Here is a 20,607-nt window from a genome sequence, read left to right on the forward strand (position 1 = left end):
AGAGCACACATTATGAAAAGTCTTAAAATAGCAATAGCGGTTCTTGTCGGCGCATTGGCTGCGGGCTGCTACAACGATTTCGACACGCCGGCGCCCCGGAAAATCTATACCGATTCGGATATGGAGACGCTTGGTCTGGAGCAGGTGTCGATCAAGGAGGTCAAGGGGTGGTTCGAGTCGGCCTTCGGTTCGATCTCGGGGACGGGAACCAACGACAACTGGGAGACGACCAATACGCTGAAATTTGGCGATCTGGCGCCCGAGGAGACGAAATTCGAGGGGATGAAGGGTTGGCCCGACGCCTCGAACAAGTACATCAAGGGCAAGGTGATCAGCAGCGACCGCCAGGGTAACCTCTACAAGTCGCTGTTCATCGACGACGGTACGGCCGGCATTGAGCTGAAGCTCTATAACGGCCTCTACCTGGACTATTACCTGAATCTGAATACGATGGAGAGCCAGTGGGTCTACGTCCGTCTGGACGGGCTCTTCCTGGGCAACTACCGCATGATGCTCTCGATCGGCGATGCGCCGTCGGATTCGAACAACACCGCGGGCAAGCACAAGTACTATGCGAACTCGAACCTCGACAATCCGAACATTGCCAGGCAGTATGTGCTGCCGGGCGAGCGGACGACGCTCGATGCGTCGAACATCGTGGAGGTCGATGCGTCGAACTACACCACGACGCTGGGTCCCGATCAGTTCGGCCGTCTGGTCCGTTTCAAGGATGTGACGGTCTGCTATGCCGGGGTTCCGAACCAGGACCACCAGGTTCATCCGGCGCTGAAGAACGGTACCTACGAGAGCCTCTTCCCGACGTGGATCGTCACCGACTCGGGTACGCCGCAGAATGCTCCGTGGTACTATTGGGCCTATAACATCGACAACATCCGCCTCTATACGTCGGTACTGATCACCTACCAGTACAACGCCATCTGCAACAGTACGTCCGAGTCGCCGGTCTATACGTCGGATCCGGGCGTCTATTCGGTGCGTACGAGCGGTTACTCGCAGTTTGCGATGAATCCGATTCCGAAGGACGGCGCCGTGGGTACGGTGCTGGGCATCTACGCCATCTACTCGAAACAGAGCACCTTTACGGGCGGCAGCGGCGATTATGCACAGTACCAGATCTCGGTAAGCCGGCTTGAGGACCTCAATTTCAAGACGGAGGATCTGCTGACGGAGACGGAGGCCGATGCGCTGGCCCGTTGGGCCTATGATAATGGATATTCCAACTACGATCCGTTCGATCCTCCCGTGAAGTACGACCCGATGGGAGGTATGGAGGGGGGTGAATAACCTCCATCCGAGAGACCGATAAGGAAGGCGGCCCGGGAATCACCCGGGCCGCCTTTTTGCCGTGCGTCCACCGGCTTTTGCGGTGCGTTCGTTGGCCGGGACCCTTCCATCCCGGGAGGACCGGATCGGGTTCCGGCCGGAACCCGATCCATCCGCTGTTCCGGGAGCGGGACCGGAACTGCCCGGGAGAGAGGGGCGGAATCAGCCTGTTTCGGCTACAAATAGAAAGGGTCGGGACCTGTCAGGTCCCGACCCTTAACGTATCGGCGATTGCCGCCGTATGGGTCTATTTTGCCTCTTCGCCGGCGTCAGCAGCCTTTTCGGGACGCATAACCACCTTTACGAGATTGCCCTCGGCGAGGACCTTCTTGGCCATGGCCTGCACATCGGCTGCGGTCAGGGCACGCAGAGCCGGCTCGTAATCCTGAACGAAGTTGAGGCCCGAACCATACTTGGCCTGAATGTACCCGAGCCAACCGCTGTTGATCTCCAGACTGTTCTTCAGGCTCTTGAGCAGGTATTCCCGGGTCTTCTCGATATCCTCGCTCTTGGGTCCGTTTTCGGCGATCTGGCGGATCTCCTGCATGATGATCTCGCAGAGTTCGTCGGCCATCTCCTCGTTGGTGTCGAACGAGATGGTCATGTCGTAGCTTTCGTCGGGGATGTAGTCGGTCGAACCCTTGACACTGACGCCGTAAGTTCCGCCCTTCTCCTCGCGGATCGACTCGAGGTAGCGCGAGTTCAGAGCCTGGGTGAGGAACGTCAGCGCGAGTTTCTCCTTGAACTCGTAGGGCATTTTACCCGAGAAATAGTAGTAAACCGAGACTTTGGGCTGCTGCATTTCGATGCGGAAGTCGTCGGTGATCTCCCCCTGGACGGGCTGGGTCTTGTCGTCGATCCAGTTCATGGGCTTCTTGGTCGAGGGGAGCGAACCGATGTACTTCTCGACCAGGGGCTTCAGGGTCTCCGGATCGACGTTTCCGACAAAGGTGAACACGAAGCTGTTGGCGCCGTTGTAGAGTTTCGAGTAGATGGCGGGCAGCCGCTCGAAGTCAAACGTGTCGAGGAGTTCGGGCGTGATGTTCTGTCGGCGCGGATTGTCTCCGTAGACGGCCTTCAGGATATGCGTCTGCAGCTGGAAATCGGGGTCCGACTCCGAGTTGGCGAGACTGGCTCGGAACATCGTCATGAGTTTGTCGTAGTCGGTCCGGTCGAAACGGGGCTGCGTGAAGTGGAGATAGAGCAGCTGGAGCATGGTTTCGAGATCCTTGGGCGAAGCCGAGCCGCTCATCGAACTGTTGTAGTTGCTGACAGAGGGTGCGACGCTGGCGGCCTTGCCCGAGAGTTGTTTGCGGAGTTCGGTTGTGGAGAACTTGCCGACGCCGGACATGAGGTTGATGGCGGGCATGATGCTTCCCATGTAGTAGTCCTCGTTGGAGAGGAGCGAGAGACCGCCCTTTGCCACGGCGCTCATCAGCACCTCGTCGGCCTTGAAGGTGGTGGGCTTGACGACGATCTTCACGCCGTTGGCGAGGGTCCACTCCGTGGTTCCGAAGAGCTTGTCGACGTGTGTTTTCTTCACGCGCGAACCCTTGAGCTGGGTGCCTTCGGGGATGAGCGGCTCCTTGACGACGTTGTCCTCATAGGGATCGATCTCCGAAGCGATCACCTTGTCGCGGATGGCGAGCAGTTCTTCGGCCGAGGGGTTTGCGAGGCCCTCCTTTTCGGGGGCGGTAACCGCAATGACCTGATTGTTTTCGGTGAGGGTTTTGCTGGCGAAGTCGTTGACCATGTCGACGTTGATCGAGCAGATGAGCATGCTGTCGAGCTGCCATTCGGTCTGGGCGTCGGGCATGGGTGTGTTCTTCTGGAAGTTGCTCAGATAGGTCTGGACGAACGAACCGTTGTAGCGGTCGTTTCGGTTGGTGTAGGATCGTTCGACGCTGCGCAGCAGGTTTTTCTGGGTGCGTTCGAATTCGCTCTGGGTGAATCCGTGGCGGCGCAGGCGTTCCATTTCGGTGTAGATCGCCTCGAAACCGCGGTTGATTTTTCCATCCTGCGTAGAGACAACGAACGCCGTGGCGTTGAGCGTGGGGATGATTCCGATGACGTCACCCGTGGCCATTCCGGCGCTGAGAAACGGGGCATCGGGCTGCATGGCGATCTCCTGCAGACGGCCGTTCTCCATCGAGGAGACGTACGCCTGGATGATGTTGAGCGTCTCACCGGCCACGGTGTTGGCCAGCTGCTGGGGGAATGCGGCGCGTTTGATGAAGATCTGCACCTTGGAACCCTGCATTTCGGGGTCGGTGTAGATGCTGACGATGGGTTCCTCGTTGTCGGGGACGGTGATCACCTCCTTTTGGGAGGCATCGGCTTCCGGAGCCGGGATATCGGCCATGAGTTTGCGGACCTTGGCCTCGACGGCTTCGGCATCGATGTCACCGACGATGATGACGGCCTGATAGTCGGGGCGATACCACTGGTGGTAGAAGTCGACGAGCTCCTGGTGCTTGAAGTTCTTCAGCCCGTCGAGATAGCCGATCAGGTTTCGGTGTTCGTATTTCGAACCGCGGCCGAGCGCCTGGATGAGCTTCATCGAGGATCGCCACGAAGCGCCGTCACGCGTGCGGAGCTCCTCCATGATGACGCCGCGTTCGGAGTCGATCTCCTCGGGCTGCAGGGCGATGAAGTGCGACCAGTCGTGGAGGATCAGCAGGGCGGAGTCGATGATTCCCTCGCGCGAGGTGGGGACATCCTTGATGTTGTATACGGTCTGGTCCCAGCTGGTTGCGGCGTTGAGGTTTGCGCCGAACTTCACGCCGACGGATTCGAGGTATTGAGTGAGTTGCTTTCCGGGGAGGTTTTTCGTACCGTTGAAAGCCATGTGTTCGAGGAAGTGGGCGAGGCCCTGCTGGGCATCGTTTTCCTGGATGGCGCCGACGTTGTGGATGATGTAGAAGTCGGCCTGCCCTTTGGGTTTGTCGTTGTGGCGGATGTAGTAGGTCATCCCGTTTTCGAGTTTCCCCGTGCGTAGTTCGGGGTCGACAGGGATCGGCTGCATCTGCGCGGTGGCTCCATAGACGGTGAACGCCGCCAGGGCCATCAAAATCAATCTCTTCATACGATTTTGAAATTAAAGGAGTTTATTGGTTTTGAGTATTTTCGGGACGATATTCGATGATGTCGCCGGGTTGGCAGTCGAGTTCGCGGCAGATGGCCTCGAGGGTTGAGAACCGGATGGCGCGGGCCTTTCCGTTCTTGAGGATCGAGAGGTTTGCCGGGGTGATGTCGACCCTTTCGGCGAGTTCTCCGAGGGAGATCTTGCGTCGGGCCATCATGACGTCGATATTGATGATAATGGGCATGTCAGCGGGGGAGGTTTGTCAGATGGTGAGTTTTTGTTCCTCGCTGAGGTTCTGACCGATGGCGAAGACTTCGGCCGAGAAGAGGATCAGGATACCCATGATGATCATGGTGTAGGAGAGTTGGAATCCGGTATCGACCGTAAAGCCGCTACCATCGAGGAGTCTGGCGGCATGGAGGTTCATGATCCGGTCGGCCAGGGCATTGACCAGTTCGGAGAGGATGGTCAGCACGCCGATTGCGCGCAGGCATCGTACGTTCCGGCGGTCGAGGGTCTTTTCCTGACGGATCGAGCGTCGGAGCGAGTGGATGATGAGCACCATCAGGACGATGATGGCGATAAAGAGCAGGGGGACCAGCAGGGTGAGCAGATAGAGTCCGATGCTGCCGCCGACGGAATGCAGTGCGAGGTGAATGGGCGAGGAGTTTTCGGCGGGTTCGTCGACGAAGAGTTCGAGTTGGGAGATTCGGGCCTTGAGGTTGATCTGCTTGTCGGATGATTGGATGTCGAGTTCGGGTTGCGCGATGATGTGGATGTTTCCGAGGAGATAGATCATGCGGGGGTCACCCGACTGGAGCCGTGCCGCGATCTCTTCGCCCATCTTCATGCCGGTTTCGGCGCCGCGGCCGAAGTCGCCCAGGACGTTGTGGATGATCCCCGCGACGATGACCAGGAAGAAGGCGATGTAGATGAACAGGAGCCTTTTGAGGAGCGATTTTTTGTTCTGCATGACACGTACGGTTGTCTGTTACGGAAACAAAGATAGCGAAAATTTCGAAAAACAAATAATATTTATCGTTTTTCGATAAAATTTTTTGGAATAGCGAAAAAAACGGTCTCCCGATGACTCGGGAGACCGTGCGAAGCATCCGCGGGGGATGGATTATTCGACGTTGTCCTTGAGCTGTTTCCAGAAGGATGCGTTGACGGCCATGTTGATCGAGATGGCCAGCACGTAGAGGATGAACATCACGATGGTGGTGATGATGCTGACGTTGATGGCGTTGCAGAGGGCCTGGAAGAGGGAGAAGACGATTCCGACGACGATACCGATAACCAGCGATACGAAGAACATGATCCATTTGCTGCCATAGGTAGCGTCGTTCGAGGCCTTGATGGCCTGAATGGGGTTCTTGCCCTTTTCGATGAGGAAGTAGTATGCCAGCGACCAGGAGATGGCCAGGACGACGGCCGGAGCAAGCATGAAGATGACGCCGATCAGGATCGGAAAGACCATCAGCCCCATGGTGATGAAGAATTCACCCATGTAACGGCGATATTTTGCGTCGAAGATTCCCAGCGGGTTGATGATTTCACCTTTGGCGAGCTGGGTGGGGAGCAGGGTGATTGCGATCGTGGTTCCGATGTTGAGATAGGGGATCCAGATGGTGATGAGCCAGAGGGCAACGGCGGCGATGATCGAGGGGGCATTTTTCACGCCGATGGTGATTGCATCCTTGAGCGTTTCCGAGAAGTCGAGTTTTTTCGTCTCCATGGTTTTGAATTTTAGGGGTTAAAGAGAATAGGGTTAATGGAATGTCGGGTTTCGAAACCGGAGCCGGTAGCGGGTAAAAAATCCCGGGAGTCACGGGCAAACCACCGATGCCGTTTGACAAATATACGAAAAATTCCTATCTTTGTTGCAACAAATGACGGATATGGCAGAAAAATCGCTTTATCACTATCGGGTTGAGCCTCAGGATGTGGATTTCACGCTGCGGGCGACGCTGGCATCGCTCGGGGGTTCGATTCTCAATACGGCGGGTGTGGATGCCTACGGCAAGGGTTTTGGAGTGGATGTGCTCAATGCCGGGAACCATTCGTGGGTTCTTTCGCGCATGGCCATCGAGATTGACCGGCGGCCTGAACAGTATACCGACTATACGATAGCCACGTGGATCAGCGACTACGGTCGGGTGCTGTCGACACGTAACTTCACGCTGACTGACGCTGCGGGACATGAATTCGGGCGTTCGGTGACGCAATGGGCGATGATCGATCTGACGACACGCTCGGCGGTGGATCTTTCGTGGGTGGGCCGCGAGCACAACGATGCGGTGGTGGCGGTTCCGCCTCCGGCCGAGAAGCCGCGCAAGATCCGCGAGGTGAAGCCCACACGCAGCACCGAACACCGGGTGGTCTACAGCGATATCGACTTCAACCGCCATGTCAATACGATGCGCTATATCGAGATGATGCTCGACATGCTGCCTCTCGAGCGGCTGACGCTGGAGGTTCCTGTCCGGCTGGATATCCACTTCCTGAAGGAGTGCCGTTACGGACAGACGCTGACGGTGGGGTACGAGGAGCGGGAGCAGTCGGTGCTGTTCGAGATTACGGGCGACGGAGCGACGGCGGCCGTACGGGCTTCGTTGGAGTGGCGCGCGTAACGCCGAGCCGACCTGCCGAGTTGAGCTGCCGAGCCGATCGGTTGCGCGGTATCGGCTGTACATCGGCAACTGACCGGCAACTGACCGGCAACTGACCGACAAACGACCGGCGTGCTACGGCGTCTTCTGCGGTACACCGGGCCGCACGTCAACAATCGCCAGCGGACGGGACGTGATCCGTTCGAGAATTTCGTAAAACCGATTCCATGAAAATCACGATCGTGGGCCCCGCCCACCCGTATCGGGGCGGATTGGCCTCCATTCTGGAGATTCTGGCGCGGACATTCCAGCGCCGGGGGGCTGAGGTCCGCATCCGGACCTTCACGCTGCAATACCCCTCGTTGCTCTTTCCCGGCGAGAGCCAGACGGTAGATACCCCGGCGCCGGCGGATCTGCACATCACACGGTGCGTCAATACGGTCAATCCGCTGAACTGGCTGCGCATCGGGCGTGCGATCGGCCGGGATCGGCCCGATTTCGTGCTGATGAAGTACTGGACGCCCTTCATGGCGCCCTGCTTCGGTACGATCGCGCGTCTGGCACGGCGCAACGGCCATACGAAGGTCCTTTGCCAGATCGACAATGTCGAGCCGCACGAACATCACCTGATCGACCGTCCCTTCAACCGTTATTTCCTGTCATCGGTCGACGGCTTCATCTACATGTCCGAACAGGTTCACGGCGAACTCGGTGCCTATACGTCGGTCCCGGCGCTCTTTTCGCCCCATCCGCTGTTCGAGAATTTCGGTGAGCGGATCGAACGTTCGGAGGCCTGCGTGCGGCTGGGGCTGAATCCCGACCTGCGTTATGTGCTTTTTTTCGGGCTGGTCCGCGACTACAAGGGGCTTGATATCCTGCTCGACGCGTGGTCGCTTCTGCGGTGTCAGGGCAAGACTGCCGGCCGGCGGCTGATCGTGGCCGGAGAGTTCTACACCTCGAAGGAGCCCTACCTGCGGCAGATAGCCGACAGCGGGCTGCAGGACGAAGTGCTGCTTCACGACCATTTCGTTCCGGACGAGGAGGTGAAATACTACTTTTCGGCGGTTGATTTCGTCGTGCAGCCCTACAAGACGGCCACGCAGAGCGGTGTGACGCAGATTGCCTATCAGTTCTGTGTGCCGATGGTGGTGACCGACGTCGGGGGGCTGGCTGAGATTGTCCCCGACGGTCGGGTCGGCTACGTCTGCGAGCCGACTGCGGAAGGGGTCGCGGCTGCCATTGAACGGATGTATGAAGGGGATCATCTAACCCGTTTTCGGGAAAACTGCGTCGAGGTACGTCGGCGTTTTTCCTGGGAGGAGATGTGCAACCGCATCACGGAGCTCTACGGACTGGTTGCCGGGAAGTGATTTCCTGAAGGGGAGGGGGTGAGCTTGACCTCATCGCGGTTCCCGTCTGTTCCTGCCGAGTCCCTGCCTGCCTCTGCCGAGTCCCCTTGTGCCTCTGCCTCTGCCGAGTCCCCGCCTGCTCCACCGCAGTCCCAGTTTGTCCTCGTCCGAGGCCCCGCTTGCCCTCGCCGCAGTTCCCGCCGCACTCCTCGCCTGTCCCGCCGCAGTTCCGACTCGCCCATGTCGCAGCTCAACCCCGACCTTTCCTAGACTCAGTCTGATTCCGGCTCGGTCCCATCCCGACACTTGCTTTGGTCCGGTCCCGACACTTGCCTTGGCCGACCCCGGCTTTTGCTATGGTCCCAATCCGCCCCGTCGCGGTTCCAACCGAATCCTTGCCGTCCTTTCCTTACGTCGTTGCCGCTCAAGCCGCTGCTGTCGGCCGGCCTCATCCCTCCCCACCCACGAAAATCCCCTGCCCGGGATAAACCGCAGGCAGGGGGGCTTCTCCATGTATCGTTCGGAGTTCGGGCTATTTCTTGATGTTGGGCAGTTCGAGGCCGTAACCCTTCTTTCGGTCTTCGATCTTGAGGTAGAAGCTGAAGATGAAGGCCAGCACGCCGAATGTCGAGAAGATCATCATCGGGACGGTGTATCCGCCCGTGGCATCGAGGACCTTGCCGATGAGCAGCGGCACGAGGCAGAGACCGACGTTCTGGATCCAGAAGATCAGACAGTAGGCCGAGCCGAGGATCTTCGCATCGATGATCTTCGGGACCGAAGGCCAGAGAGCGGCCGGCACCAGGGAGAACGAGACGCCGAGGACGACAACGAGCAGCAGGGCGAACCATTTCGAGGGGAATGCCGGGAGCAGGAAGGCGAAGCTCAGATGGCAGGCGATCATGATCACGGCTCCGACCATAAGCATCGTGGCCCCCTTGCCGCGGAAGTCGAGCATGGCGCCGAGGAACGGCGTGAGGATCATGGCCAGAATCGGGAAGCAACTGAAGAGACGTGCGGCGGATTCGGCGTCGATCTGAAGCGTCACCTCGAGGAAGTTGGGGGCGTAGCGCTGGAAGGGGAAGATGGCCGAGTAGTAGAGCACGCAGAGCAGTGCGACGAGCCAGAACATCTTGCTGCGGAAGATCAGGCCGAGGTCCTTGACATGGAACTCTTCGTCGGAGGATTTCTGCTCCTTCATCTCACCGGCCGCGATGAGCTGTCGGTCCAGTTTGCGGTCCATGTAGACGAAAACCGTGTAGCACAGCAGTCCGATGATGAGCAGCACGGTGCAGAAGGCGACCGGAGCGACGACCGAGTGGTCGAATCGGTTCGAGATCATCGGGGCGAGCCACATGACAGCGAAGACACCCAACCGTGCGATAGCCATTTCGAGGCCCATTGCCAGAGCCATCTCCTTTCCGTCGAACCATTTGGCGATGGCCTTGGAGACGGTCGTACCGGCCATTTCGCAGCCGCAGCCGAAGATCATGAATCCGAGCGAAGCCATCTTGGCGCTGCCGGGGAAGGAGACCCACCAGCTGTTGAGCCACTCGTTGAAGGCCGTGGTCTGGAACCAGTCGGAGATACCGACGAACTTGATTGAGGCGCCGATGACCATCAGCGATGCGGAGAGCAGACCGGTGAAGCGGATCCCCATCTTGTCGAGGATGATGCCGGCGAAGATCAGGAAGAAGAAGAATACGTTAAGGAAGTATTCCGAAGCGGCATAGGTTCCGAAAGTACCGCTGTCCCAGCCGCGGGAGGACTCGATAAGAGATTTGAGCGGGGACATCACGTCCACGAACATGTAGCCGAAGAACATCATCAGAGCGATGAGGACCAGGGCTGTCCACCGCGCCGCGGGCGAATCGTTGAGTTTGCGTTGGATAGTTGCTGTCATGTTTTATTGGGTTTGGATTAGTCTTCGAGTTGAGCGTAACGCTTGAGGATGTCGTAAGCCTCGGTGATTCCGAGTTCGCCGGCCTTCGAGAGGTCGAGACAGCCTTTTCGGGTATCCTTCATGAAGATCTGGATGACGCCGCGGTTGTAGTAAGCCTCGGCGAACGCGGGGTTCAGTTCGATGGCTTTCGAGTAGTCCTCGTAGGCTTCGGGCAGGCTTCCGGAGAGGGCCCGGAGGTTTGCGCGGTTGTAGTAAGCCTCGGCGAACGCGGGGAAGAGCTTGATGGCCTTGTTCAGGTCGGCCACGGCCTCGTCGTAGCTGTACGTTCGTTTCGAGTTGTTGTTCAGTCGGTTGGCCGGATCCGAGTCGATCGATATCCGCTGATAGGAGTTGTCGATCGAGGAGATGAAGTCGATCATTTCGGCGCGGGTCGTCGAACGGTTCAGATAGAGGAACGGGTTCGAGGGGTTCTGCTCGATGGCCGTCGAGAAGGTGTTGACCGAGTTGGTGTACTGTTTGATGAGCGACTGCGAGACGCCGCGTTGGAAGAGCAGCGCCCAGTTGGTTTCGCCGCTCTTGAGCCTTTGGACATACTCCTTGTCGAGCATCACGAGCGTATCGGGAGCGATGTTGCTTTCGCGGCACGAGAGGGTGAGGTATTCGTTGCCGATACGGTGTTTGAAGTCCTCGATGCGCTGCAGGCGATAGGGTTCGGGCATCGAGTCGGGGCGCATGAGCGTGAACTTGAAGAGCGGCAACAGACGCATCTCCTCGTGTCCGCTGTTGTGTCCGGTGATGCTTTCGAAACCGGTTCCGGCCAGTTTGCTGTCGAACGACAGCAGACGGTCGAAACGCTGTGTGGTATCGGCGAAGATCGAGTAGGTGCTGTCGCTCAGCCGCGAACGGTATTCGGCGATTTTGCGCTGGGCGGTTTCGCGGTCGCTGCGGGCGCCCTTGGGGTCACGCAGCAGTTCGCGCAGCTGTCCGCGGTAGATGTATGCGTTCGCGAAGTCGGGATAGAGTTTGATGGCCTGGGTGTAGTCCTTGACGGCCTCTTCGATCTCGCCCAGCTGGGCATGTACGCCGGCGCGGTTGTAGTAGACCAGCACGTTGTTGGGCGAATAGAGGGCCACGCGGTCGTAATCCTCCAGCGCGCGGTTGTAGTCGCCGATCTGGGTGCGGAGCATGGCGCGGTTGAAGTAGGTGAGCGAGTTGGTCGAGTCGAGCTGGATGACGCGGTCGAAATCGGCCAGCGCCTGCATCGGGCGGTTGGTGGCGTTGTAGACCAGTGCGCGGTTGAAGAACGAGAGCAGGTAGGTTGAATCGCACGAGATGGCCTTGTTGAAGTCGGCCTCGGCCTCCTTGTAATGTTTCTGTTCGAGATAGAGGCCTCCGCGGCGGTTGTACCCGTTGGGATCTTCGCGATTGGTGCGGATGGCGGTGTTGAAGTTCTCGTAGGCCTTCACCGTGTCCTTGAGGTGGAGATAGCTCAGTCCGCGGCAGATGTAGGCATCGGCGACCTTGTTTTCCTGGCGGATGAACTTGTCGAAGTCGGAGATAGCCTCCTTGAACTGTTGGTTAAGCAGACGGGTGACCCCGCGGCTGTAGTAGGGGCCGGGCAGATCGGGTCGCAGTTCGATGGCTTCACGGAAGTCCTGCAGGGCGTCGTCGTAGTTTCCGAGGCGCGAGCGGGTGATGGCGCGATAGGTATATGCCTGGGTGTAGACGGGATTGAGGCGGATGGCCGTCGAGAAGTCCTCCTCGGCGCCGAGCAGGTCGTCGAGGTTGTATTTGGCGATACCGCGCAGGAAGTATCCCTCGAAGGCGTCCTCGTCGAATCGCAGCAGGATGTTCAGCGTGCGGATGGCCTCCTGGTAGTTGTTGTTCATCATGCAGGTGCGGCCCATCCAGAAGAAGTACTCCCGGTTGTATTGGGCGTGAGCCGCGTGAGACCCCAGCAGGGCGATAGCGGCCAGCAGGGCGATGATGAATTTCCGCATTTTTCGAGTTTTTGTTGTAACGTCCTTTTGAGGGACTTTATTGTTTTGTTACGGTCCGGGCCTCTTGTGGGTGCCGGGATCCGTTGGTTTTGGGGCCTTGCCCCGGGACTTCTTGCGTGACTGCGGTCCGGAGCCCCTTCCCAAGCCTTCACGCGCGATTGTGGCCCGGGTCTCGCGCGACCCTTCCCGTCCCCTTACCTTCCCGCCGGCCTTTACGCGCGAGTGCGGGACGGGCCCCGGAAGTGTTGCCCCGGGCCGGGCGGTCGGCTATTCGGTTTCGTATCCGAAGCGGCGGAGCTGCCGATCGTTGTTCCGCCAGTCGTCGCTGACCTTGACGAAGAGCTGCAGGAAGACCTTCTTGCTGAGGAACTGCTCCATGTCTTCGCGTGCGGCCTGCCCGACGCGTTTGAGTTTTTCGCCCTTGTGTCCGATGATGATCCCCTTCTGCGATTCGCGCGAGACGAAGATCGTGGCCGAGATGCGGTCGATCGTGGGTTCCTCCTTGTAGCTTTCGATTTCGATTTCGCAGCAGTAGGGGATCTCCTTGTCGTAGAAGCGGAGGATCTTTTCGCGGATGATCTCCGAGGCGAAGAATCGCAGGGTTTTGTCCGTGAGTGTATCCTTGGGGTAGAAGGCGGGGCCTTCGGGCAGCAGTTCGAGGATGGTCTTGAAGAGCCCCTCGAGGTTGAACTGCTCCTTGGCCGAGACGGGGACGATCCGGGCTTCGGGGAGGATCTGGTGCCACTTTTCGACCAGGGTGTCGAGAGCCGCGGGGTTCGAGAGGTCGATCTTGTTGATAACGACGATGGCGGGAATCCCGCTGTGGCGGATGTTCTCGAGGATCTGGGCCGAGCGGTCGCTCTGTTCGACGGTGTCGGTGACGTAGAGGATGACGTCGGCATCCGTCAGGGCGCCGTTGACGAATTTCATCATCGACTCCTGGAGTTTGTAGGCGGGTTTGAGGATCCCCGGGGTATCGGAGTAGACGATCTGGAAGTCGTCGCCCGATACGATACCCATGATTCGGTGACGGGTAGTCTGGGCCTTGGAGGTGATGATCGAGAGCCGTTCGCCGACCAGGGCGTTCATGAGCGTTGATTTTCCGACGTTGGGATTTCCGATGATATTGACGAAGCCCGATTTATGCATGTTGCTGTACTCTTTTCGGAGATGATTCGGACAAAGATACGGATAAAATGGCATGCCTGCAACTGTCGGGCGGTGAATTTACCGGTGGATTTTGTCGTTTAAGGGTGTTGCGGATCCATTTCCGCCCCGCTGCGGGGACGAAAAAGGAGACCTTCGTTTTCGAAAGTCTCCTTTAGCTGTTTTTTGGGAGCCGAGTATTCGTTTATTTGCGGCAGGAACATGCGTCCTTTCAACTCTTCATTTTCGGCCCTTTCTCGGCCCTTTCTCGGCCCTTTCTCGGCCCTTTTTGTTCCTCTCGGTCCCTTTTCTGTTTCTCTCGGCCCCTTTTGCATCCCTTTCGGCCCCTTCGGCCGGGGGACTATCGCCGGCGGAACATGCCGCCACCGGGGACCTTGGGCATCTTCATGCCGCCGCCCGCCACGGCCTTCATCATCTTGCGCGTGTCGTCGAACTGCTTCATCAGGCGGTTGACGTCGGCCACGGTCGTTCCCGAACCCTTTGCGATGCGTTCGCGGCGCCGGGCGTTGATGATCTCGGGGTGTTCGCGCTCGGCGGGGGTCATCGAGGAGATGATCGCCTCGGTCTGCTTGAAGACGTCGTCCGGAATGTCGACATTCTTGAGCAGCTTGCCCATGCCCGGAAGCATCGAGGCCAGATCCTTCAGGTTGCCCATCTTCTTGATCTGCTGGATCTGTGCGATGAAGTCGTTGAAGTTGAACTGATCCTTGACGAGTTTCTTTTTGAGTTTGCGGGCCTCCTCCTCGTCGAACTGCTCCTGGGCGCGCTCGACGAGCGAGACGACATCACCCATGCCGAGGATTCGGTCGGCCATGCGCTCCGGGTGGAAGACCTGCAGGGCATCCATTTTCTCGCCGCTGGAGATGAATTTCAGGGGTTTGTTGACCACCGAACGGATCGAGATGGCGGCACCGCCGCGCGTATCACCGTCGAGCTTGGTCAGTACGACGCCGTCGAAATCCAACCGGTCGTTGAACTCCTTGGCCGTGTTTACGGCGTCCTGACCGGTCATGGCATCGACGACGAACAACGTCTCGGAGGGTTTTATGGCGGCCTTGATGGCCGTGATCTCCTGCATCATGGCTTCGTCGACGGCCAGACGGCCGGCCGTATCGACGATCACGACGTTGCAGTTCTTCTGCCGGGCATACTGAATGGCGTGCCGGGCGATCTCCACGGGGTTTTTGTTTCCCTCTTCGGTGTAGACCTCGACGCCGATCTGCTCACCGAGGACCTTCAGCTGGTCGATGGCCGCGGGACGGTAGACGTCGCCGGCCACCAGCAGCACCTGACGTCCCTTTTTGCTTTTGAGCATGGCGGCGAGCTTTCCGGAGAAGGTCGTCTTACCGGAACCCTGCAGACCGGCGATCAGCACGACGGCGGGCGTACCCTCCAGCCGGATATCCGTAGCCGTACCTCCCATCAGGGCGGCGAGTTCGTCGCGGACGATCTTCGTGAGCATCTGCCCGGGCTTGACGGCCGTGAGGACGTTCTGTCCCAGAGCCTTCTGCTTGACCTCGTCGGTGAACGACTTGGCGACCTTGTAGTTGACGTCGGCGTCGATCAGGGCGCGACGGATCTCCTTGAGGGTTTCGGCGACGTTGATTTCCGTGATGCGGCCTTCTCCCTTGAGGATTTTGAACGACCGTTCGAGTTTATCGGTAAGGTTTTCGAACATATTTCTTAAAAAGGATTTCGAGCGTTTTGGTTTCCAAAGCGCAAAGTTAATAAGAAATTCAGAAAGCGCAATCCGGGGCCGGGAAAATTGTCCCGTGAGCGCGATCGGTCGGCCGCGAAAAAAACGGGGAGCGACGTGCATGCATGTCGCTCCCCGTCTCGGGATGGCCTGCGCGGGGTGCGCCGCGGGGCGCATCTGCCGCAGAGGTGTTCGGTTCGGTCTATTTTTCGCTCTCTTCGGCCTCGATTTCGTCCTTGTAGGCATCGAGGATCTCCTGCGGCACGCCCGGGCAACGTTTGTAGACGGAGACATTCCGGGCGTCGTCGGTGGCGATCCAGGTCATGCGGTCGGAGAAGAGGTCGCGGATGATGTAGCGATGGTTCCAGTCTCCGTTCTCGTAGTCGTACATGCCGCGGATGACCGAGCCGAGGGATTCGTCGGTCGAGAGGTTGTAGACGCCGGTGATCCGGCGGGGGCCGAAGCTGTCGAGATTCTGGTAGATGGTGAACTCGTTTCCGTCGCGGTAGGAGAGCTCGATGTAGACGTAGCTGCCGTCGGCCAGGGCTTCGCCGTTGTTCCAGGAGTCGAGTTTCCACGTACCGGAGAGGTTGTAGAGCGAGACTTCGAGTCCGGGGTCGTCGTAGCTTTTGTCGTCATCGCAGGCGGTCAGGCCGAATGCGAAGAGCATCAGGAGCGAGATTTTGAGCAGATTTTTCATATTTCGTTAGTTGTTGTTCACAGATTTGGATTCGTTGGTGGCAGGGTCGAAGTAGACCGTCACGGCGCTTTGCGAGGGCGGGAGCCCCACACCGCGCAGGAAGAGCGGCACCCGCTGGGGGGCACGGCCGGCCGTCGGATCGAACCGCACGATCAGCTCGCCGATCTCTCCCGGCCGGAGCACCTCGGGTTTGAATCCGGCCCGGATGCAGGGGGGCAGGATCCGCGTATCGACGCCGATGCGCAGGGTGTCGTTTCCGCCGTTGAGGCACTCGATTCGTTCGACGGCCTTCAGCTGCGGGTCGAGGTGGATCGCCTCCTGCTTGAGGAGCAGATTCCCGCGGGCATGGGGGTAGGCGTAGGTCGGACGGGCCGAGGGGATCACCTTGCCGGAGAGTTCGAGGATGGCCGTCGGCGCATTCGCGGCGAGTTGCGTGAAGAGGAAGATCTTCCGCGTGAAGCTGCCGGGATGGCCTTTGGGGTGGTAGGTGACGGTAACCGTCGCCTTCTCTCCGGGTTTGACCGGCTGGCGGTCCCACGACGGGGCGGCGCAGCCGCACGTGGTCGTGATGCGGGTGATGACCAGGGGTTTGTCGCCGACGTTCTGCCACTCGAAGCGGTAGTTTTTCGGGCCGTCGTCTTCGCCGATCGGACCGGTTTCGATCCGTTTGGCGACGAACCGCATTGCCTGAGCGCCGTTGGCCAGTGCGGGGTTGGCCATGCTGTCGAGCCGCTGACGGGGAACGATGTGAAACTGTCCCCGGACGGGGGAGGCGGCGACGAGTGCCGCCGCCATCCCCATCGGGACCAGAATCTTCGTTATGAGCGATCTTCCGGGCATAAGCCTTCCTTCTCCGAATTAGAGCCAGCCGTTACCGTTGGCCGTCTTGCGGACGGTGATGTTGAATTTCTGTACCGTGCCGTTGGCTTCGATCGAGGCGGTCGTTACCCCCTCCTTCAGGCCGGTGAAGACGGCTTTGCCCTCCTTGATTTCGCCCGTTGCGACCGAGGTATTGTCGATCTTGAGCGTGTAGGAGAGGCTTTCTCCGTTGACGAAGTAGCGGGCGGGATCCTCCTTGACGGCATTCTCCGCCCCGATTCCGAGGTAGATGTTCGGGAAGGTGACGGCCGTACCGGCCTCTTCGCCCTCGATGGCGGCCAGGAGCTTGTCGGCATTGACCAGACCGCCGGTCTTGCCGACATACTGCGACAGTTGGATGATCTTGGGATAGTTCTTGCCCATATCGCTCACATAGTGGTAATACTTCTTGTTCCCGGTCTGGTAGTCGTCGATCGGGGTAACGCTTTCGACGAGCAGTTTGCGGAACTCGGCGGCGGTGAAGTGCTTGCGCAGCTTGACGGCGTAGGAGAGGCCCAGCGCGGCGACACCCGATACGTGGGGGCAGGCCATCGAGGTACCCTCCATGTAGCCGTATTCGGTTTGGTCGCTGACCTGCGGCGGCAGCGTCGAGAGGACGCATCCGACGGCGCCGCGTGCTGCCGTGTAGGCGGGATTCTGGTTGTCATTGGCCACATTGACATAGTCGAAGTAGTAGTCCTGGTCGCCGCCGGGAGCGGAGATGTTCGAACCGGGGCCGTAGTTCGAGAAGGTCGAGATGGTGTAGTCGGCGGCGATGGCGTTCACCGAGACACAGTAGTCCGCGGCGCCGGGGAATCCGGCCGAGGGGGCATACTCGTTACCCGACGCAAAGACGGGAATACCGCCTTCGATGGGGCCGTTGGGCGAACCGGCGTTGTGGACGAAGTAGTCGAGCGAAGCCTTCTCCAGCGGGCAGTTGGTCTCCCACTCCTCCTGGGTGGCGAATCCCGGGGTGTTTTCATAGCCGTTGGCCGTACCGGAGGTGTAGCCCCAGCTGCACTGCAGGATGACGGCCCCGTTATCGGCCGCGTACTTGATGGCGCGGGCCAGGCTGACCGTATTGCTCGAGACGTCTCCGGAGAAGATCTGGCAGGACATGATCTTCACGCCGGGATTCTCCTCCGTGCCGCCGGCGATCGAGGTGATGCCGATTCCGTTGTTGTTTCGGGCGGCGATCACACCGGCCACGTGGGTTCCGTGGCCCGTATCGGCCGACTTGTCGCAGGAGATGATTCCCGTATTGTTGATGAAGTCGTATCCGTAGTAGTCGCCGACATATCCGTTGCCGTCGTTGTCCTTGTGCGAGCCGTAGGTTTCGCCCTCGTTCTCCCACATGTTGTACTGCAGGTCGGGGTGGCGGAAGTAGATGCCCTCGTCGAGCACGGCCACGATGATCGACGGATCACCCGTCGTACGCTCCCAGGCCTTTTCGCAGTGGACGTCGGCACCGACCTGGAACTTGGCTTTGGCTACCTCGGCATCCTCCTCGGCATCGATGGTGAAGTGGTTCTGATAGCCGCGGTTGATCATGTGCCACTCCCATTTGAGGAGCTGGTCGTTGTAAACGTATCCGTTCTCACCCTCGGCACGGGTTGCGGGGGCATTGAGCAGCTCCTTGGGGAAGGGGATAGGCTTCCGGTCGGTGCGATAGGCCCGTTTGATGGTGCGGTTGGGCGTGGCGGTCTGGACCTCGCCGAGTGTCGAGAGGCGGTCGACGACCTCCTCGACGCTGTACTTGTCGCTGAAGCGGACGACATACCACAGATGGAGACCGGCCTGACGGGTCTGTTCTTCGTGGAGGGCGTCGACCGGGAATACGCGTTCGAGCTGGCACTCGCCGAGCATGTCGAGCACCTCGTCCACGGAGTAGATACCGCTGCGGGTTGCAGCGGCGTTGCTGCGGGTCTGAGCCAGGCCGCGTTCATCGAGCAGATCGCTGACCGCGGGGTCGAACTTCACGATGACCTCACCGCTCATCTCCGTGGGCTCCGACTGAGTGTTGGAGGCGGAGGGTTCGACGAGATCTTCGGTCGAGCAGGCATGGAAGGCGAACAGCGCCACGACGCTGAGGGCCGATACGAGATATTTGTTCATTTTCATATTGTCTGTCAGATCATGGTGTTAACGGCTGCCGGTCTGGGATCCGGAGTCGGTTCCCGTCTCCTGGTCGCTGGAGCTGCCGGCCATCTCCTTCTTGGTGTACTTTTCGTAGTAATAGTTCAGGTTTACGGGCGTATTGGAGAAACCTGCCAGGTTACCCTTTTCGTCCTTGCCTTCCTGAGTGAAAAGCAGGGTGTAGGGGTCCCACCAGTCGAGAGCCGGGTGGTAGAGGATCCATTCGGGCAGCTCTCCGGTCAGACGGTTGAGGTTCAGGGCGAACATCTTCAACTGGGGCATGACGCGTTTGACATGTATGGCCGGGATGGTGTCGGGCCGGATGAAATCTTCATCGTCGTAATAACCGATCGTGGCGTCATCCTTGAAATCGGGGATTGAACCCTGGAGGTAGTTTACCGAGAGGTTCAGCGTGTCGAGACCCGCGATTCCCTTTGCCGCGTCGGGCTCCCACTTGAGCAGCCACGTGGGGAATTCGCCGAAGGTCTCCTGGGCCGAATCGTACTTGGTATGCTGATAGAGACCGCCGAAGTTGGTCGAGATGCTGTTGCTCAGGTCATAGATGAGCAGTCGCTGGTTGTTGGCCATTCGCAGTGCATGGAGCTTCGGGAAGTTCTCCGGGTTGATGACGGCAGGCACCTGTTCGAAATTGTTGCTGCTCAGATCGAGGTACTCGAGGTTCTTCAGTTTGGTGAAGTTTTCGTCGAGTTCGGTCAGACCGTATGCACCGATAGTCAGCCGTTTGAGCTGCGTGAGTTCACAGATGTAGGGACCCGTTCCGAGGTTGAGCTGGAAGGTATTCACGTTGCTGTAGAACCTGAGTTCTTCGGCCGCGGTCAGATACTGTACCTCGTAGGGGATGCCCTCCTTGGTGGAGAACGAGGTGAACTCGGCCGACTTGACACGGCCCTTCAGCGAATCGACGTATCCGGTCATGCCCTCTTCCCAGAGAACTACGCCGTCCCAGTTGTCCATTCTTTCGCCGGAGCTTTCCCAATCGGAGGCCCAGACTTCGAGCGACCGGGCAATGCCGAGCAGGGCTATGGAGTCACCGCCGCGTCCTGTGACGATGCGTTCAGCGGCATCTTGGTTGATGGTCAGTTCGTCGTTCCGGTCGAGTTTGACATCCGTTTCGGCAGGCGTGAACGAGAGGCGGGCATTGCGCTGCATCGGGGTGGAGTTGATCCCCCAGGAGATGCGCAGGGAGACTTCGCGGGGGCGACGGCCGTGGTCGAGGTTAACGTTGAACTGACCGACATCGACCCAACTGGGTTCAGCTCCGGTCTCTTCGTCGACGACCTTGACATTGAAGGCGACATTGGTTTTCACCTTCACGTCGAAGTAGCGTTTGTCGAGCGTTGCATAGTTTTCGATGTTTACCGATGGCTCATCAAGGGTGATGGCATAGTCGAAACCCTTCTGCGAGACGTCGACACGCTTGTATTCGGTGTTGTTGTCGGTATTGATAAAGAGGACATAACCGTCGCGAGGCGAGGTGGTGATGGCGGAGTCGATAATCAGGCTGCACTCTTTCGAACCGCTGCCGTTTGCGGGCAATACGGTGATCCAGGGTGCGGAGGAGGTAGCGACCCAGTTTTCGCCGGCCGATACGTTGACTTTACGGGTGCCGCCGACGGCTTCGATGTTGATCGAGTTGTTGTCGACCCCGAACTCGATCGTCTTGTCGGCCTCGGAGCAGGAGGTCATGAAGGCGACGGCAAGCAGCGCGAGGAAGATATGATTGCGTACTTTCATGG

The 20,607-nt window shown here is 59.0% G+C and carries 15 protein-coding genes; 3 read left to right on the forward strand and 12 right to left on the reverse strand.

Annotation, left to right across the window (positions count from 1 at the left end; genetic code table 11):
- Positions 1-12: 12 nt before the first annotated feature.
- Complete coding sequence (locus B5E60_RS01760) at positions 13-1,305, forward strand: DUF5689 domain-containing protein (RefSeq protein ID WP_239403161.1); 1,293 nt, start codon at positions 13-15, stop codon at positions 1,303-1,305.
- Positions 1,306-1,591: 286 nt separating this feature from the next.
- On the opposite strand, the gene B5E60_RS01765 is transcribed toward B5E60_RS01760, so the two are convergent.
- The 4 genes from B5E60_RS01765 to B5E60_RS01780 all read right to left on the reverse strand — a co-directional run bounded on the left by B5E60_RS01765 (position 1,592) and on the right by B5E60_RS01780 (position 6,167).
- Entirely contained in the window at positions 1,592-4,429 is a 2,838-nt protein-coding gene (locus B5E60_RS01765) for a M16 family metallopeptidase (protein ID WP_204246426.1), read from the reverse strand.
- Positions 4,430-4,451: 22 nt separating this feature from the next.
- Positions 4,452-4,673 (reverse strand): helix-turn-helix domain-containing protein, encoded by a 222-nt coding sequence (locus B5E60_RS01770; protein ID WP_087309174.1) that lies wholly within the window; start codon positions 4,671-4,673, stop codon positions 4,452-4,454.
- A gap of 18 nt (positions 4,674-4,691) precedes the next feature.
- Entirely contained in the window at positions 4,692-5,402 is a 711-nt protein-coding gene (locus tag B5E60_RS01775; RefSeq protein WP_087309175.1) for a DUF2975 domain-containing protein, read from the reverse strand.
- A gap of 153 nt (positions 5,403-5,555) precedes the next feature.
- Positions 5,556-6,167 (reverse strand): hypothetical protein, encoded by a 612-nt coding sequence (locus tag B5E60_RS01780; RefSeq protein WP_087309176.1) that lies wholly within the window; start codon positions 6,165-6,167, stop codon positions 5,556-5,558.
- Between the two features lie 163 nt (positions 6,168-6,330).
- Between B5E60_RS01780 and B5E60_RS01785 the strand changes: the two genes are divergently transcribed.
- Both B5E60_RS01785 and B5E60_RS01790 read left to right on the forward strand, forming a co-directional pair.
- Complete coding sequence (locus B5E60_RS01785; protein WP_087309305.1) at positions 6,331-7,062, forward strand: acyl-[acyl-carrier-protein] thioesterase; 732 nt, start codon at positions 6,331-6,333, stop codon at positions 7,060-7,062.
- A 206-nt stretch (positions 7,063-7,268) separates the two neighbouring features.
- The gene (locus B5E60_RS01790) at positions 7,269-8,411 is read left to right on the forward strand and encodes a glycosyltransferase (RefSeq protein ID WP_087309177.1); all 1,143 of its coding nucleotides are present in this window, start codon (positions 7,269-7,271) and stop codon (positions 8,409-8,411) included.
- Between the two features lie 511 nt (positions 8,412-8,922).
- On the opposite strand, the gene B5E60_RS01795 is transcribed toward B5E60_RS01790, so the two are convergent.
- The 8 genes from B5E60_RS01795 to B5E60_RS01830 form a co-directional block, all read right to left on the reverse strand.
- Positions 8,923-10,293, reverse strand: coding sequence for an MFS transporter (locus B5E60_RS01795; protein WP_197714860.1), 1,371 nt, complete (start codon positions 10,291-10,293; stop codon positions 8,923-8,925).
- Between the two features lie 17 nt (positions 10,294-10,310).
- The gene (locus tag B5E60_RS01800) at positions 10,311-12,293 is read right to left on the reverse strand and encodes a tetratricopeptide repeat protein (protein WP_087309178.1); all 1,983 of its coding nucleotides are present in this window, start codon (positions 12,291-12,293) and stop codon (positions 10,311-10,313) included.
- Between the two features lie 267 nt (positions 12,294-12,560).
- On the reverse strand, positions 12,561-13,442 hold the full coding sequence (gene era / locus B5E60_RS01805) for a GTPase Era (RefSeq protein WP_087309179.1): 882 nt from the start codon (positions 13,440-13,442) through the stop codon (positions 12,561-12,563).
- Between the two features lie 358 nt (positions 13,443-13,800).
- A complete protein-coding gene (gene ffh, locus B5E60_RS01810; RefSeq protein WP_087309180.1) occupies positions 13,801-15,138 on the reverse strand; it encodes a signal recognition particle protein in 1,338 nt (445 codons plus the stop codon).
- A gap of 220 nt (positions 15,139-15,358) precedes the next feature.
- Entirely contained in the window at positions 15,359-15,856 is a 498-nt protein-coding gene (locus tag B5E60_RS01815; protein WP_087309181.1) for a lipocalin family protein, read from the reverse strand.
- 6 nt (positions 15,857-15,862) lie between these two features.
- Positions 15,863-16,696, reverse strand: coding sequence for a DUF1573 domain-containing protein (locus tag B5E60_RS01820; protein WP_087309182.1), 834 nt, complete (start codon positions 16,694-16,696; stop codon positions 15,863-15,865).
- A gap of 18 nt (positions 16,697-16,714) precedes the next feature.
- A complete protein-coding gene (locus B5E60_RS01825) occupies positions 16,715-18,835 on the reverse strand; it encodes a S8 family peptidase (protein WP_087309183.1) in 2,121 nt (706 codons plus the stop codon).
- Between the two features lie 21 nt (positions 18,836-18,856).
- On the reverse strand, positions 18,857-20,605 hold the full coding sequence (locus B5E60_RS01830; RefSeq protein ID WP_204246427.1) for a BACON domain-containing protein: 1,749 nt from the start codon (positions 20,603-20,605) through the stop codon (positions 18,857-18,859).
- Positions 20,606-20,607 lie beyond the last annotated feature (2 nt).

It is taken from the genome of Alistipes sp. An116, assembly GCF_002161005.1.
GTDB lineage: Bacteria > Bacteroidota > Bacteroidia > Bacteroidales > Rikenellaceae > Alistipes > Alistipes megaguti.